This is a genomic window from Algoriphagus aquimarinus (assembly GCF_007997215.1).
GTDB classification, from domain to species: Bacteria; Bacteroidota; Bacteroidia; order Cytophagales; family Cyclobacteriaceae; genus Algoriphagus; species Algoriphagus aquimarinus_A.
This window is the reverse complement of sequence record NZ_VORW01000001.1, coordinates 125,025-141,589: the sequence shown is the minus strand read 5'-3', so window position 1 is coordinate 141,589 and position 16,565 is coordinate 125,025. Positions and strand designations below refer to the sequence as shown.

Annotated in this window: 11 protein-coding genes; 7 read left to right on the top strand and 4 right to left on the bottom strand. The window is 40.7% G+C overall.

The annotated features are described in order from the left end of the window. Positions 1 to 31: 31 nt before the first annotated feature. Positions 32 to 2,212: a TonB-dependent receptor family protein gene (locus ESV85_RS00610; protein WP_146914344.1), complete on the bottom strand. Its 2,181-nt coding sequence runs from the start codon at positions 2,210 to 2,212 to the stop codon at positions 32 to 34. A 55-nt stretch (positions 2,213 to 2,267) separates the two neighbouring features. Then, positions 2,268 to 2,747 (bottom strand): hypothetical protein, encoded by a 480-nt coding sequence (locus tag ESV85_RS00605; RefSeq protein ID WP_146064350.1) that lies wholly within the window; start codon positions 2,745 to 2,747, stop codon positions 2,268 to 2,270. Between the two features lie 542 nt (positions 2,748 to 3,289). On the opposite strand from ESV85_RS00605, the gene ESV85_RS00600 reads away from it, so the two are divergent. From ESV85_RS00600 to ESV85_RS00570, 7 genes are all read left to right on the top strand, one after another. After that, the gene (locus ESV85_RS00600) at positions 3,290 to 3,691 is read left to right on the top strand and encodes a hypothetical protein (protein ID WP_103923870.1); all 402 of its coding nucleotides are present in this window, start codon (positions 3,290 to 3,292) and stop codon (positions 3,689 to 3,691) included. A 118-nt stretch (positions 3,692 to 3,809) separates the two neighbouring features. After that, positions 3,810 to 5,195 carry a TolC family protein gene (locus ESV85_RS00595; protein ID WP_103923871.1) on the top strand — a complete coding sequence of 462 codons (1,386 nt, stop codon included), beginning with the start codon at positions 3,810 to 3,812 and terminating at the stop codon, positions 5,193 to 5,195. Between the two features lie 9 nt (positions 5,196 to 5,204). Further along, complete coding sequence (locus ESV85_RS00590) at positions 5,205 to 8,375, top strand: efflux RND transporter permease subunit (RefSeq protein WP_103923872.1); 3,171 nt, start codon at positions 5,205 to 5,207, stop codon at positions 8,373 to 8,375. A gap of 20 nt (positions 8,376 to 8,395) precedes the next feature. Beyond that, complete coding sequence (locus ESV85_RS00585; protein WP_103923873.1) at positions 8,396 to 9,490, top strand: efflux RND transporter periplasmic adaptor subunit; 1,095 nt, start codon at positions 8,396 to 8,398, stop codon at positions 9,488 to 9,490. Positions 9,491 to 9,750: 260 nt separating this feature from the next. Next, a complete protein-coding gene (locus tag ESV85_RS00580) occupies positions 9,751 to 11,178 on the top strand; it encodes a bifunctional metallophosphatase/5'-nucleotidase (RefSeq protein ID WP_103923874.1) in 1,428 nt (475 codons plus the stop codon). Between the two features lie 45 nt (positions 11,179 to 11,223). Beyond that, complete coding sequence (locus ESV85_RS00575; protein WP_103923875.1) at positions 11,224 to 11,832, top strand: TlpA family protein disulfide reductase; 609 nt, start codon at positions 11,224 to 11,226, stop codon at positions 11,830 to 11,832. Positions 11,833 to 12,454: 622 nt separating this feature from the next. Further along, positions 12,455 to 14,065: a bifunctional metallophosphatase/5'-nucleotidase gene (locus tag ESV85_RS00570; RefSeq protein WP_103923876.1), complete on the top strand. Its 1,611-nt coding sequence runs from the start codon at positions 12,455 to 12,457 to the stop codon at positions 14,063 to 14,065. A 187-nt stretch (positions 14,066 to 14,252) separates the two neighbouring features. On the opposite strand, the gene ESV85_RS00565 is transcribed toward ESV85_RS00570, so the two are convergent. After that, a complete protein-coding gene (locus tag ESV85_RS00565) occupies positions 14,253 to 14,450 on the bottom strand; it encodes a hypothetical protein (protein ID WP_146064351.1) in 198 nt (65 codons plus the stop codon). Continuing rightward, positions 14,426 to 15,805: a Fic family protein gene (locus tag ESV85_RS00560; protein WP_103923950.1), complete on the bottom strand. Its 1,380-nt coding sequence runs from the start codon at positions 15,803 to 15,805 to the stop codon at positions 14,426 to 14,428. Before ESV85_RS00560 ends, ESV85_RS00565 begins: the two co-directional genes overlap by 25 nt. Positions 15,806 to 16,565: the final 760 nt, after the last annotated feature.

The following is a 16,565-nucleotide window of genomic DNA, read 5'->3' as shown; positions in this document are numbered from 1 at the left end:
TAGGAATTAAAATGTAAGAAGGTGGAATTGATCAGATTCTAAACCCAAGGGACACAACCAAACTTCTTCCATCAGAAGTCCATATCCCTGGTCCCGGATACATTTGAGGTCTTTTTGTGAAATAGGAGTTGTCGAAAATATTCTGAAAACTTGCCCGCAAAGTCAGGTTTTCATAGGTATAAATTCCCTGAAGATCCCAGATGTGATAGGAAGGAACCAAACCCACTGCACCTGAAGGAGGTGGACTTTTTGTATTGAGTGCGTCGGAAAAAGATTCGCTTACAAACTGATGCTGTAGAGCCAATTGTAAAGAACCATAGGAAGCGGTTAGCCCGTTTCTGCTGATCCACTCGGGAACAGCCTCTACATAATTCCCTTCAATTTCCTCATTTCCTTCCGATCCTGCCACTAAACCATTAAGATATCTAGCCCGCATCCAACTCGATGAGGTATAAAAGGAAAGAGCAAAGCGATTTTTCTTCAGGAATTCCCAGTCCCAGAGGAGTTCCACTCCGGCCGTTCCGCTGTCACCTATGTTGCTTTTTTGGATCAGAGAAGTTTCATCTTGTTCCACCAAAATATTACCAACACGGTTACCTATAAATGTATAAAATAAAGTGGTGTTTAAATTCATCGCCTCCTTGGGGCTGAGTTCCCAGCCTATTTCCGAATTGTATCCAAAGCTGTGTTTGAGGTTTGGGTTGATTATAGTTAGGGGATTTCCGGGAATGATATCCTGAAACAGGACAGGTCTGTTGGCTTGGGAAATTCCTGCATAGAGGCGATTGGAAGTCGAAAAGTGATAATTGGCGTTGATTCCTAAAGCCACAAAATCATATTCAATTTCCTGAGGTACCTGCGCTGATTCCACAAAACTTATGGTCCCACTCATTACCGAATTTCCATTTTCAATCCGTATTCCCGGGGAAATTGAAAATCGGTCATTTAGGTGAAATTGGTTTTCCAGGGAAGCGGCAATGCTGTGACTCTTCAAATTGATATCTCTAGGGAATTCACCCATTACTGAAAGGTCATAGTCTGTACCGGTTGTTCCCTTTCCACGCTGCCTCCGATCAAAAGAATTGTTGAAATATCGGACGGAAAAAGAGAGATCGTTTCGTACAGATCCTAATTTATATCCATGAAGAATTCTGGCCTCAACAGTCCGGGTATGGTAATTATCTATATCTACATTTCTAGCTGCGTACTTGGAGGTTGAGCTATTGATGGTGTCGGGCACATTGGCAAAGGCATCAAAAGTGACAGAGCTTCTCTGACCAAATACTCCGCTTCCAACCAAACTGAAACTGGTGTTTGCAGCCAATTTGCCTTCCAGCGTCACTGCAGGAACCCATATTTCCGGACTGTAATAATTGCGTGTTCGGGTTGCTTGGGTTGGGTCTTGCTCAAATTGTGCGTCTGTAAGCGGACCTGGAATCTGGTACAAGAAGATACTTCTGCTTAGTTCTGCTTTGCCTTTTAGCCGATCATTAAACTGATACGAAATTTCCACATGCTGAGCATCAGACTCTGATTTTCCGTTATCTCGGTATCCATTGGAATTCCGCTTTTGGTAGTACCCAAAATAGCTGAACTTCCCTACCGTCCCTCCGATTGAGGTGCAGTTGGATAAGAGGCCAAAAGAACCTGCGGAACTGATGTTTTCAAGGCTAAACTTTCTGCTTGGATCGGGTTTTTTGAGCACGTAATTGAGCATGCCACCAAACTGCTGACCATACTGAAGTGCGGCGGTTCCACGAATCAATTCTATCTGCCCGACCGCTTCTATTGGCATGGAATAGTGACTGGCAGGATACCCATAGATATCGGTATTGATCATTACGCCGTTTTGCCGCACGTTGAATTCCCAACTGCGGTGGCCATCTAATCCCCTTACAGAGAGGTTGATTTGATTGCCGGTGCCATCCATGTCATAAATAAATGCAGAAGGGATCTTTGCAAAAAGACTACGGCCTGTCTTTTCTGCAAGATTAGTAGCCAGTCCGCTCAGGGAAATAACTTCGGATTTCCTTCCTCCGATTATCATCAATCCATTCGTTGAGGGGAGACTGGTGACCGGGTTTTGAAGTCGGAAATTCTGGATTTTAATCTCTTCGAGAGATAAGGTTTTAATAGTGTCTTGCTGTGCATATACTCTGCCTGAAAGGCAGCAATAGGCCATCAGCAAGTAGAAATAATACTTGTAATTCATAAGTAGAAGTCATAATTGATGGGAAAATTCAGGGATTATTTCCCTGAAAAAAGATTCAAGAGAACTGGATTCCCTGGGGAGGAAGCAGTAGGATATCCTTGATTCCCTTCGGAATGCTGACTAAAAAAGGAGAAAAATGCCGGATTAATATTTCGGTAAGTTTTGGTGCAAGGGAGAAATCGTGTACGCGTGGGACAAAGTCTTTTGCGAAGGATTTTAAAAGTACTTTCTGTAAAGGCGGCCCCTCAAAATCTCCCTGATCAGATGCGAGAGAAACTATCCAGAGTTTCACTTGTTCATTAAGTTTCGTTTGGAGTTCATCCTTCACCACGACTACCTCCAGGTGATCTTCAAAATACCGTTGTTTTATTACGCGGTTCACTTTTCCCTCAATTTCCATCTGGAAATTCACCGTTTGAAAGTTTTCCTGATTCTGCCCATACGGCATGGCAAAAGGAATTCGGATCAGTTTTCCCTCAAGAAAGTCTTCGTCATTTTCCCAAATCTGATTTTCCCAATGTTGATGTATTGCCATAGGCATAAGGAACTGCACCGCAAAAAATCCGAGGTGGTATAGGCTAAAGCAGATTAGAAGAACAAATGGGGCAGATTTTTTCATTGGGAAGGCTAAAGTAAATTTAAATAAGTTTAGATAAAAAAACAGATTTTGAAATCAATATCAGGTCTTAATTAAACATCTAATCGGTCAATAAAATGGTCGCATTCATTTTTTAAAAAACTGATAAGCCTAATTTTCGACGGAATGGGAGCGGGTTACCTTTGCGGATAATGGGAAGAGCCCCTGACTCAGTTTTCTTTGTGTGGGGTCGGGGCATACCCTTTTCGATTTTTGAATTCGGTCTGCGAAACCAGGGGAGGGCAAGAAAGCATGTAAATCACTGAATGTGAAAAAATTACTAGTGGAAATAGATTGGTTAATGCATGTTTAATGTTAAAGTATGGTCCTTAAATCAGCTTGATCAAGCATACCATGAAAAAATTATGCATGTTAAAAATAGCTAATTCTGAAATCCTTTCATGTGCGCAGAGCTATTAATAACCTACTTTTGTCACTTCATGAATAAGGCTGCAAAAAATATTTCCAAAAATAAGTTGCGAGACTTTTTTGTATTCGCTGCTATGCTTTTGGTGTTGTTAACATCATGCCCAATCAAAAACGGCCTTTTGAGTCTGGCTGATATTCCGGTCAATACGGAACAAGGCTCAGCTAAAAAAACCAATCTTATCTCTGGATACGGGGTTGAAAAATGTTTCTACAGTGAAACTGCGGATACAATAATCTCTCAGGAGATTTCTATCAGCGCAAACGATTTATTGCCTGCCCTTCTATTAACGGCCACTTTTCTTTTCCTGCTAGGTTATATTTTCTGCAAGGAACAATCACATCCCCTTTACGGGAATTTAAAGATCTACGGTACTTTACCTATTTTTCTCCAATACCGGAAACTCATCCTTTAATACCATCCTACATTTCTTTTTCCTATTGACCGCCAGGTTTCAATAGGCAGAATTTCTTTTGTTTTCATTTTAATAATCATGGATCGTTTTTCCGATCTATCAAAAATTCTATAGTAGGATGATCAAACATATTATAGCAATCACAGTCATGTGCTTTGCCATTGCTGTCTCGTTCCCATTGTATGGGCAGCAACCAAAAGAGAATACTTTAGGCAATTTGTGGCCAAAAGTAGAAGAGAAATATCCCGGTGTCGGGGTAAAAAATTCAGCTGTTGAAGCAGCAAAGCTCAATGAGCGGGCTGTAAAAAGCGGAATGCTTCCCCAGCTAAAAGCACAGGCACAAACTACCTATGGTACATACGAAGGAAGTGCAGGAGCATTTTTCCCGCAACCAGGTTTCTTCAATGTAAGCGGTTCTGGAAATTCCCTAAACGGGAGCAATATGGCAGCCAACAGTTTCGGTTCCGCTACAATCGAGTGGGAGCTATTTTCCTTCGGCAGACTTCGCAAGGAAAATGAGGCCGCGAATGCCTTATCCGGTAAATCCATGAGTGAAAAGGATGCTTACCTACTTAACCTTAAAAAGTTATTATCAGAACGTTACATTTCTCTTTTATATAATGATGCCAAGCTGAACTGGTCGGAAACGAACGTACAACGTCTCGATGATATTCGCAAAACCACTTCCGGGTTGTCGGCATCCGGCCTAAAACCGGCTGCGGATAGTTTACTCGCGTCCTCTTCCTATATCCAATCAATGGGTGAGAATGATAAATGGAAGGGATATAAGGAAGCCTCGTTTATTAAATTATTGGAGTTATTTGGCGGAGATACGGTCAATTATACCGCATCCGCCTACCGTTTCAGTAATCCGGAAAGAAATCATTTAAATACCGATAACACTGTTGATCCTTCGCATCCTATACTCAGCGCGCTGGAAAAACAGGCCCAATTCTATGAATTAAGCGGTGAGGCTCAGAAAAGAGCATCATTGCCATCTATGAATTTGCTGGGTGGTTATGCCTACAGAGGGACAGGAATCAACCCCAATGGGACCGAATCGGGAGCATGGAAAGACGGTTTTAATAATAACACCAATAATTTTCTCGTGGGTATCGGTATCACTTGGAATATTACCAGCCTTCGCACCAACTATTTCAAAGGAGAAGAGCTCTTTAAAGAAGCTGAAAGTGAAAAACTGCTGTACTCACAATACGAGCAGGCTATGCGAGCCGACCTGACTGCATCGCAGGTAAAAATCTTCCAACAATCTGAACAGCTTCAAAAAACCAGGCTCGGGGTAAACCAATCGCGGGATGCCTACAACATGTATCTGGCGCGATACAAGAGTGGTCTTATCACACTCAGTGAGTTGTTGCAGGTACGCACCTTATTAGAACAGGCCGAGAATAATCATATCGAGGCTTCCCGTGAATATTGGATGCTCCTGGCTTACGAGGCGGAACTGACCGCCGATTTCGACTTTCTCTTTAACAACCTTTAATTTTTAAGTATGAACTTAATAAGATTTGCATTAAGGAAGCCAATTGCCATAATGGTGGTGGTGCTGGCAATAGCTGTCTTTTCCTATAGCACGATAAGTAAAATCAACGTAGATATTTTTCCGGAGGTGGAATTACCGGCGATGTACATCGCGATGCCTTATGGAGGATTGTCACCTGCTTACATGGATGGATTTATGGCCAACGAGTTCCAAAAGGTCTTGCTGTTTGTAGGTGGGGTAAAGAATATTGATTTTAAAAGTATTCAAGGATTAACCCTGATGAAACTTACCTTTTATCCCGGGACCAATATGTCACAGGCAGCAGGTGAAGTTTCTACATCGGTTTCAAGGGCAATGGGATTCCTGCCATCCGGAGCCGTGCCCCCGATCGTTGTTCGTTTTGACGGAAGTTCACTTCCCGTTGGGCAACTAATCTTTGAAAGCGATCAGAGGTCTGTTAATGAAATACAGACGCTGGTGCTGACGAGAATAAGGCCGATGTTTGTAGAGATTCCCGGCATCACTGCTCCGGCTCCGTTCGGTGGTAATATCCGATCGATTGTGATCAACGTTGATCCCGAAGCGATGCAGGCAAACGGGCTAAGTCCCGAGGAAATAACTGTAGCAATTACGAAGAGTAGCCTTCCTTCTCCCGCCGGAAATATTCGAATAGGGGATGAAAACCTGATGGCTCCACTAAACTCCTTAGCAAAGAGCCCTGAAGAATTTTTAAACACACCTATTAAAACGGGTGACAATCGTACCGTGTATGTCCGGGATGTTGCCAGTGTGGAAGACGCGGCCGATCAAACCGTCGGATATGCACTGATTAATGGCAAACGGTCGGTTTATCTTCCGATCATCAAAAAGGCAGATGCTTCAACGTTGGACGCAGTGCAGAACCTTAAATCGGCTCTTCCCATGTTGAAAAATCAATTGCCGGAAGATGTCAATATCCGATACGAGTTTGATCAGTCCACTTATATCGAAAGGTCACTTTCAAACCTTATCCATGAGGGTATTTTGGGTGCCGTTTTCACAGGACTGATCATACTCTTGTTTTTGGGTGATACCCGTGGGGCTTTAATAGTCGTATTGACTATCCCGATTGCTGTTCTTTCTGCTGTTATGGTTCTTTACCTTTTTGGCCAAACCATCAATATCATGACATTGAGTGGCCTGGCTTTATCGATAGGAATCCTGGTAGATGAAGCGACGGTGACGATAGAAAATATCCACCAGCATATGGAAATGAGGAAAGGAAAGCATCGGGCCATCGTGGATGCTCTGCTTGAAATCTCCACTCCCAAACTGTTGATCTTGTTCTGTATCCTTGCCGTTTTAACGCCTGCCTTTGTTATGACCGGCCTCCCAAGAGATATGTTCATGCCTTTATCCATGGCAGTTGCATTTGCTATGATTGCCTCCTTTCTGGCATCACAGACCTTTGTACCGATACTGGCCAATTGGATGATGAAAAACAAACACCATGAGGTCGCCAACACACCAAGGAAACGGGCTTTCTTTGAAAAGTTTAGGGTGAATTATTCCTACAGGATGCGTAAGTATTCAAAAAAATCGCTTTCCCTTTTCATTCTGTATGTTGTTGTTGCCGGTGGTGTATCAGCATTGCTGTTAACCGTTGTTGGTACGGATGTCATGCCGGTTTCAAATAGTGGTGATTTTCAATTACGGATACAGGCGCCACAAGGCAGCAGGCTAGAAGTGACAGAGAAACTTGTTCGGGAAATTACCGACGATATTAAAGAGCAGCTTCCTGAAAATGGAATAATCATCACCTCAGCCTTTGTCGGTATGCATCCGGCAGGCTCCCCAATCAATGCCATTTTTCTTTTCACCAATGCTTCGCATGAAGCTGTCTTGCAGGTGTCTGTAGATCAAGAGATTTATAGTGGCTCAATGGAAGATTTGAAAGAAAAAATCAGAAAAGTAATTGCTCAAAATCATCCCGAATCCAAGTTCAATTTTGAGCCTACGGAGCTGACTGAAAAAATAATGGGACAGGGAGCCATGACACCAATTGAAGTTAAAGTAGGTGCCGGTCAAGTATTAGGAGCTTTTGCGCATGCATCAAAGATTGAAGCCAACTTGAAAAATGTACCTTATTTGAGGGATGTCCGAATTGTCGAACCCGTTGCATATCCAAATTTGGAAATCGAGGTAAACCGTGACCTCGCCGGACAATTCGGACTGACCATGCAGGATATTACACGGAGCATTGTTACTGCAACCTCATCTACCAGATTTACAGACAAAAACCTGTGGGTTGATCCCAAGTCAGGATTGGTCTTCCAGGTCCAGGTACAGATACCAGAGTCAATTATGTCTTCGGAAGAAAAATTGAGGTCTCTGCCTTTGAAAAAAGGAAGCATACGCCCCGTACTGGAAGATGTCGCTACCATCCGCAGGATAATCGCTCCGGCGCAGGTAAACCGTAAAGGCCCGAATCGTTATGTAACTGTCATAGCCAACGTATATGGCAAGGATCTGGGAACAGCTTCTCGAGCGGTAAAAAATGCAATAAAAGAGGCAGGTGAACCACCTCGCGGAACTACGGTTTGGACCGAGGGGACCTTGCAGCTTCTGGATGATACGTTGGGCAGCCTTCTGGCTGGTTTGGGTGTCGCTATTATTGCAATATTCCTTATGCTTTCGGCATACTACCAATCATTCAAAGTACCCTTGATAATACTTGCCGTGGTCCCTGCGGTTTTTGCCGGAAGTCTCATCATTCTCTTCCTGACGGGTAGTACGCTCAATCTCCAATCTTACATGGGAATTATCATGTCCATTGGGGTTTCGGTATCGAACGCTGTCCTTCTTGTAAACCAAGCTGAATTTTATCGGAGGAATTTAGCTCTGAAACCTGCAAATGCTGCAAGGCTGGCAGCTTCGTCCAGATTGAGACCGGTATTGATGACTGCCACAGCCATGCTTGCCGGTATGTTACCAATGGCAATTGGACTGGGAGACGGTGCGGAGCAGGTTGCCCCATTGGGGAGGGCTGTTATCGGTGGACTTATTGCATCTACCGCAACCATTTTACTTCTGCTCCCGCATTTCTTTTCTTCCCTGATGTCCAAGACAAAAAATGTCAGTCCTTCTTTGGACCCTGATGATGAAGAGAGCAAATACTATTTAGAAAATACGATATCATAAAACTTAAAATAACAAATAAGATGTATCAACGAATTTTAAGAAATAAGTCATTATTGGCAATCGCCACTGTTCTGATATTATTTTTCACTGCATGTTCACCCGATGAAAAAAATGAACTGGTGCAAAAAAAGGATGTGAAGCCTATTACATATCCTACAGTCCCCGTCAAGTTCATCAATCCAGAATATGAAATATCAGTGCCGGCAGAACTGAAACCGTTCGAACAGGTAGAAGTACATGCCAGGGTAAGTGGTTTTGTAAAGCAGTTACTTGTGGACCGCGGAGATTATGTTCGCAAAGGGCAACTCTTGGCGATATTGGAAGCTCCTGAAATGAATCAGATATACCTGTCCGATAAATCTACAGAGCAAAAGGTTTTTAGCGATTACCAATATGCGATTCAAGCGTACGAGCGCATGGTAGATGCCTCGAAAACAGAAGGAGCTGTGGCAGCTATTGAACTGGACAGAGCTAAGAGTATAATGGAAAGTGCAGAATCCGCTTATAATGCCTCCAAAGCAGGTACTGCCCACTCTTCACAGCTCCAGCAATATCTGCGCATCCTAGCGCCTTTTGATGGTGTGATTACCCGGCGGAATATTTCTGTGGGAGCATTAGTAGGTACAGGAGCAAATCTTCCTTTGTTTATGATGGCTCAGGGAAATAAGTTGCGTTTAACATTATCCCTTCCAGAAAAACATGCTGCTTCCGTAAAAAAAGGCATGCAAGCTACCTTTACCGTCAGTTCGCAACCGGGAAAAACATTCTCTGCTGAATTGTCCCGCACTTCGGGATTGCTAGACCAACAAGACCGCTCCCTTACCTTGGAGTTTGATGTAAAAAACCCGTTGGGGGAATTGCAGGGTGGTGATTATGCACAGGTAAAACTAAAGTTACAACGCAAAAACTCTTCCTATTGGGTACCCACTCAAAGCGTACTTAGTACGCAGAAGGGAACTTACATCATGACTTTGAATGAAAAGAAAATGCAGCGTATCGACGTGAAAGAGGGCATACGGTTGGATAGCCTGACAGAGGTCTTTGGTAACCTTTCTCCAAATGACAATATCCTGTTAAAACCATCGGAAGAAATAAAAGAAGGAATAATTAACTAAAAATCCCAAGTTAATTGGAGCCAGATGAATAAATCCTCTAAATAATGGCATTCCTTATTATTTAGAGGGCTTTTATAATGTTATAAATTCAAATAAAATTCTGGATTATTATTTCTGATGATTTGAGTAGTATTTATTTCTTAAATTTTGAATTTAAAAAAGATTAAAAAAAAATTGGTATAAATTTTAGTAAATACAAATCGTGAAAAAGTGCTAATTGTTCACGATGGTAAATAGAAATAAACTTAATAAAAAATAAAATGGAATTAAATATAATATATCTAAATGATGTGCATGGTTATTTAGAGCCGCACAATGAATTGTTCTACAATAACAGAGATGAATTCACCGAATCTGTGGGTGGGTATTCCCGAATTTCAACGCTAATTAAGGGAATTCGACAAAAAGATAGTACATCTTTATTATTCGATGGAGGAGATACTTTTCATGGAACATTACCCTTAGTAAGTTCAAAGGGTGAGGCGATTATACCGGTGCTAAATGAACTTTATTTCAATGCCATGGTAGGTCATTGGGATTTTGCATACGGGCCAGAACAGCTAAAAAACTTGTTGTCAAAGTTAAATTTTCCCATGCTTGGGATAAATGTTTACAATGAGGATGGGAGTCTTTTTCTTCAGCCTTTTATAACAATACAAAAAGAAAACCTGAAAATTGGGGTGATTGGTATTTGTTCTAATATTATTGATAAAACAACGCCTTCTGAATTTAGTGAAGGACTAAAAATTACCGATGGAATTGATGAATTACCTGGATACATAAAGCAGCTAAAGAACGACCAAGTTGATATTATCATCTTGTTGTCTCACAATGGATTCCCTCAGGACATGCATCTGCTTAAGAAAGTTGCGGGTATCGATATTTGTTTAAGTGCCCATACACACAATCGTTTGTATGAACCTGTGTTGGTGAATAAATCAATAGTCATTCAATGTGGTTGCCACGGGTCATTTCTAGGTCATTTAAAATTAAAGATAGAGGACAAACTAATTACTGGGCATCAGTACGAATTATTAAAAGTAGGGAGTCACATTTCTCCTGATGCAGAAATGGAAAAAATAATCCATACCATATTACAACCTTTTGAATCAGTAAAAAATAACTTGATCGGTAGTACTGAAGTGACATTGCATAGGTATAATACCATGAATTCATCTATGGATAATTTGTTATTGAATGCTGTTAAGTATGTAAGTGGTACTGAAATCTCTTTTTCAAATGGATGGCGCTATGGTGTACCTATAGAAAAAGGTAATATCACAGAGGAAGATTTGTTCAATATCATTCCAATGAACCCACCTGTTTCTACAGTAGATTTAACTGGACAGGAAATCATTGATATGCTGGAGGAAAACCTTGAACGAACCTTTTCATCTGATCCGATGAAGCAGATGGGCGGATATGTTAAAAGGTGTTCAGGTTTACGTATAAACCTTCGAATAGAAAATCCCGTGGGACACCGTATACAGGAAATTTATTTTGGCGAAAAGCAGCTCAATCCCAAAGAAATTTTCAAAGTGAGTTTTGTGACTTCACAAGGTGTTCCAAAAAATATTGGAAAAAACAGAAAGGTAATGGATATCAAGGCCGTTGAAGCGATGACAGAATTTCTGAAGGCACACCCAAAATTCGACGTTAATGATGACAACTTATTTGCTTTGGTGTAATAAATGGGTAACGGCTACAAACAATAAATACCAAATACTTATATCATGAACAAGAAAACAAAAAAGAGCCTTATAGAATACAGTGTAATTGGCGCCATAATATTGACGCTTTTTGCCACAGGATTACATACTGAAGTAATAGGATTTATGCAACGGGGGCTTCTGGTAACCGGAATCATGAATCCCGATCTGGAACAGAAAGCAGAATCAGCTACAGCCGAGGTTGCGACTATTAATTCAAATCCAAAGGCGGATTTTAGTATGAACCTTATCAATTCTAAAGGTGAAAAAGTAAGCATGGAAAAATTCCGGGGAAAGGTAATTTTCATGAATATATGGGCTACCTGGTGTCCTCCCTGTATCGCCGAAATGCCCGGAATTAATAAGCTTTACAATGATGTCAATAAAGAAGACGTTGTTTTTATAATGCTTTCAGTAGATCAGAATTTTCAAAAAGCGATCGACTTTAATAAAAATAAAGGGTACGACTTTGAAGTATACAGTGTTGACGGACAAATGCCTCAAATGTACAGCTCACAAAGCATTCCAACCACGTATGTTATTGACGCAAACGAAAAAATTGCCCTAACCCATTTGGGAATGGGGGATTATGATACTAAAGATTTCAAAGAATTTCTTCTGGATTTAAAATAACCAATAGGCTTTCAAGGAAGGGAAATAAAAATCTATTTTGGTTCCGATCGCATCGGTATTTCAGAATCCTCTGCAAATCCAAAATATGGAGATCCCTAGACCTCCCCCATGGAATTCAGGGATTCTTTGATTTCAAAGCAGCCTTGGCCTGTGTAAAATAACAGGATAAACCATCGGTCAACGGATGTGTCAATTGTCGTGAAATGGAGGCCAATGTTTGGAGTGACCCTGAAGTGCTTTTAAGGTCGATGTAGGAATATTGGGTTGCAGTCCTTTATGCAAATGCAAAAAACGGAATTGCCTAAAGATAATGGTGTGTTTCTGGTAAGGTCAAGAAAGTAAAAAAGATTATCGGAAAGCAAAAACTCGATATAATCATCAAAAAGCTGAATGCAAATTTAATTGGTGAAAACGGAGAATTGTTAGCCGCCTCAAAGAGTTATGACTGAATATTGGAGAATTTGTTTAATTTTTAAATCAGGGAACAGAATCTCATACGGTGAACTGAATTTCAGTCCCAGAAATAGAGAAAAACAATTCAAAAGATTGGTAAATTTAAAAATAATTAGAAGCCTTTTAATAATGAGAAGTAATTTAAAAAAGGTTTAAAATTTACTGTAAAATGAAAACTAGTAATATAAAAAGAATTTTAAATTTAATGATGATCCTTTCTGTTATTACTTCCTGCGGAAGCGGAACAACAATCACCTCTCCTAAAACCGGAGAAACACAATCTATCTTCATCCTGCATACAAACGACATTCACGGGAATTATATGCCATTTAAAACCACTTTGGGTAGTGCAACCTCTCAGACCGGTGATCCGGAGAGGGATACTCTTATTACCTTTGAAAGAGAGGCTGAAATCGGAGGTTTTGCAGTATTGGCTACTGCTGTGAAGGAACTCAGAAATGCCAAGGGTGACGGCAATGTTTTATTGCTGGATGCCGGAGACACCTTTAGTGACGATCTACTGGGGAATTTAACAGAAGGGGAAGCGGTAATTACTATGATGAAACAACTGGGATATGACTATTTATCCCTTGGAAATCATGATTTTGATTATGGCAGAGAACGCACGGAAGAGCTGATGAAAATTGCGGGATTTCCTTTTGGCGCAGCCAATATAACAGACATCCGAACCGGAAAAAGCATTTTCAATAATCCATACCTTATTAGGGAAATTGGAGGAACAAGGATTGGAATTCTTTCATTGGCCTATCACAATACAAACCTTACCGGCAACATCGATAATATGGGAGACCTTAAATTTCGTCGTGGCAATGAGGTAATACGCGAATATTTACCGGAGCTTAAGGAGAAAGCAGATATAATTGTATTGCTTTCCCACCAGGGCACTGCTATTGACAGGTTAACCGCTGAAGAATTCAGCGACATAGACCTCATCATAGGCGGGCACAGCCATGACCTGATCTCAAAACCTGAGAAAATAAACAACACCTATATAGTTCAGGCTCTGTCAGATGCTGCGGCGTTGGGTGAAGTTGAATTACAAATTAGGAATAACCAACTCGCAGGTGTAAAGGCGCAACATCATTTATTGTGGGTGAGCGACTACAAAAAGGATCCGGAAATGGAATCCCTCATTGAAAACCTACGTGCACCACACAAGGATTATCTGGAGGAGAAAATAGCAACGGCAACAGAGGTAATTGACAGACAATATAAAAGTGAAAGTCCCTTTGAGAAACTTGTAGGCAATTTGCTTCGTGAAGAATATGATGCAAACATTTCCTTTTTGCCGGGAGTGGGATACGGGGTCTCCCTGCTGGGAGAAATTACACCGGAAAATCTTTACCGGCTTTTTCCTCATCCACCAAAAGTAGCAACTCTTATACTCACAGGAGAGCAGGTAAAAGCTACTCTGGAGCAAACGGCCACTAATCAAAGACCAGGTGATAAATATGAAGTGGTGGGAGGCCTGCTTCAAAGTAGTGGAGTGAGCTACTCCTTAGATTACACTAAACCTGCAGGTAGCAGGATTAGTAATGTAAAAGTGAACAGAGAGGAACTGGAGTTGAAGAAGGATTATAAAATTGTTACGCACACCGGAATGCTTAAAGGTCTCCATCGATATAATGAGTTGGGAAATGGAAAAAATACAGAGAAGATGGAAATCCAGCTAAATGAGTTCACACTGGAAAAATTCCGTGCGTTGGGCCGAATAACTTCTCCTAAGAATATGGGAGAAGTTAAAATAATCAAGGACTAAAAGAGAGAACCCGGCATTAAATCGGGCTTAAAAACCTTTATTACAGGAGTGGTCACTTTTATTTGCCCTTTTTTTTTATCCCCTTTGATTTGTAAATAATTGAAAAACAGATAGTTAAAATAGTCCTGTTCCAGATACTCAATAAATAGTTGATCGTTTTACGGTCAACTTTTGTGTTTTATACCCTCTATATTGCGGTTTGTAAATTCAAATTGATTTTGTTTGATTCAAATTGTCCTCCAATTTGTCCCTCATTTTGTCCTCTTTTTTGATTTTTCACCTGAGATTTTTCTAATTCTGGCCAATTGAATGCATGATATTTAACAGAGATTCGGGGATTTGGCAAGTTTTTTATGCTTTCTAAGAATCCCATTTCTTTTTCCAAGCAGAAAATTCGGAGGGTCTAATTCGATAGCGAACAAAATTTCCTTCATGAAGTCCGAGGAGTTCGGTTTCTACTACTTCAGTGAACCTAGATTGGTCTGGTTCTGGTAATTTTTTGACTTCAGATTTTATTGCTTCGGATGCTGCTTCTTTATCCATTGCATTGCTGACGATTAGGCAGACGATCCCACGTATTTCTTCCCGGTATTTCATACGAAATGGATCAGGTTCACCCAAAGATTGTCGGATGGCGGCATAGCGCATAGCGGATCGCTCATATGCCCACAGAAAAACATCCTTGAATAATTCGATTCGGTTTAATTCATAAATGCCAAGCATTCCTTTGATATAGCTTTCTTCCGGTACATCTATAAATGAAAGAGGAGCAAGGTTGTATCTATTTAACGGAATATTGGCAGCCAATCTGGATACTCGCTTATTGACATCATCAAATGGTTGGAGATAGGGAAGCTGAACCAATACAAAAAAAGCTTGTTCAAATGGATTTTTGATCTGGCTTGCCTTTGCCAGTATTAGGTCAAAAGATTCTTCGATGAGTTGCGGAATTCCCAACGGAGTAAATACGGAATTGGTGATTCCCACGCCAAATGTTCTAAGCCTGCCGGATGCAGCCGGATTTGGCAACAGGTTGTTTGAAAGCAGGGCATGGAGATTGAGAAAAGTATAGCGATTGAAGCCCACCTCATCAGACGATTCTACCAAAAACTCGATAGCCTCCTTGTGGTTGAGAATCATCTGGGTTTCCATCGGAGACTTGTTCGAGGGGGTTTTTCCGTTATGGATAAGCAGTTCCGTATCCAAGAGGGAATAGGTGTTGCCTTCCAGTCTGCTTGAATTCCAAGAAAGGTCGATTAAAAGGCGATTTAATATTTCTCTGGCATAGGTCCCGGCTGGCTGTTCTCCATTCCTAGTATTTCCCCATTCAGCCAGTTTTTGTTTTTCTTCTTTGCTGAGAAAGCTGTCGATGTTGGGACGGTAATTTTCCAAGAAACTTCGTTCGTATCCGACAGGTTTCCTTTGTGCTACAGGACGTTTGACCAAGGCCCAAATGTCTTTGCCATCTTGTGAAAGGGGAATGGTCGATTGTCGCTCCTCTTCTGATTTTATTCTTCCAGAATCTTGAGTTTGTTCAGGGACATTTGTATAATACTTTGTGGATCGAGCTTCTCCTTTTATTAGAATCAGATTCTTTTCTCTAAGGCTTTTTAGTCGTCTTTGAAGCGCTCTCTTTTCAATTTTAAATGGGAGCAACCTAAGGAGTTGTTCTATTCCTAAGCCATCAGATGATGATGCAATTATTTCTTTAATCAGTTGTAGCTCATCTCGATTTTTCATCTTCAATCCCATTTGTATCGCGACAATAATATCATAAAAATCACGTAATAAAAAGAATTGTGTCACGATAATTGACGCAATATTTAAATCGCGTCATTCTTTGGTAAGAATGTCGATTCTCTATTTCTCCGCTTTTGTCGAGTCGTTTTGAAGAATTGTAGCTGAGTTTAATTACTAAGTTTTGATTGTGCACACGCTATGTGCACAATTTGATAGTTGAAGTGCAAAGTAATCGAGTGGTGCTTTTCTTCTCCAAGAAAGAGGTTCAAACAGCAAAAAGAAAAAGCAATCCAGAATTCGTACACCTCGAACGGCTCGTACATATCGCACGGTACGAATTGTTCGAGGGTTGAAATTCGAAATCACTCAAATGGATTGGGCATGGCTAAATTCCAGAGTCACAAAAATTCGATTTCTGATCTCAGTAGCTGAAATTCTTTTAAAATCAGAATCTTTACGGCAAAAAGAAAAAATTATTCAAATCTCGAATGACTTAATTGGCTTATAAATCGTGATTTTATTGATAATTTTAGGTTGTAGATTAAAACCAATTCAAATGAATTTGAAATTGTTGCCTCAAAATGAACCTGTCCCCCTATTTGTCCTCTATAAGTCATAACCTATTAATAACCAGTATTTTAAAATAGTCCTGTTCCCGCTACTACGAAGGACACTAGAAATGGTGTCCTTTTTTTGTTTATGATATTCAAGTCTTAGATCGACCTGAGTTATCTTTCGGTACTGTTCATGACTCTACTAT

What these genes read in the sequence shown, in the direction of transcription:
- ESV85_RS00595 (WP_103923871.1), top strand. Translation starts at nt 3,810, where the DNA reads ATGATCAAACATATTATAGCAATCACAGTCATGTGCTTTGCCATTGCT.
- ESV85_RS00590 (WP_103923872.1), top strand. Translation starts at nt 5,205, where the DNA reads ATGAACTTAATAAGATTTGCATTAAGGAAGCCAATTGCCATAATGGTG.
- ESV85_RS00605 (WP_146064350.1), bottom strand. Translation starts at nt 2,747, where the DNA reads ATGGCAATACATCAACATTGGGAAAATCAGATTTGGGAAAATGACGAA.
- ESV85_RS00570 (WP_103923876.1), top strand. Translation starts at nt 12,455, where the DNA reads ATGAAAACTAGTAATATAAAAAGAATTTTAAATTTAATGATGATCCTT.
- ESV85_RS00585 (WP_103923873.1), top strand. Translation starts at nt 8,396, where the DNA reads ATGTATCAACGAATTTTAAGAAATAAGTCATTATTGGCAATCGCCACT.
- ESV85_RS00600 (WP_103923870.1), top strand. Translation starts at nt 3,290, where the DNA reads ATGAATAAGGCTGCAAAAAATATTTCCAAAAATAAGTTGCGAGACTTT.
- ESV85_RS00580 (WP_103923874.1), top strand. Translation starts at nt 9,751, where the DNA reads ATGGAATTAAATATAATATATCTAAATGATGTGCATGGTTATTTAGAG.
- ESV85_RS00575 (WP_103923875.1), top strand. Translation starts at nt 11,224, where the DNA reads ATGAACAAGAAAACAAAAAAGAGCCTTATAGAATACAGTGTAATTGGC.
- ESV85_RS00610 (WP_146914344.1), bottom strand. Translation starts at nt 2,212, where the DNA reads ATGAATTACAAGTATTATTTCTACTTGCTGATGGCCTATTGCTGCCTT.
- ESV85_RS00560 (WP_103923950.1), bottom strand. Translation starts at nt 15,805, where the DNA reads ATGAAAAATCGAGATGAGCTACAACTGATTAAAGAAATAATTGCATCA.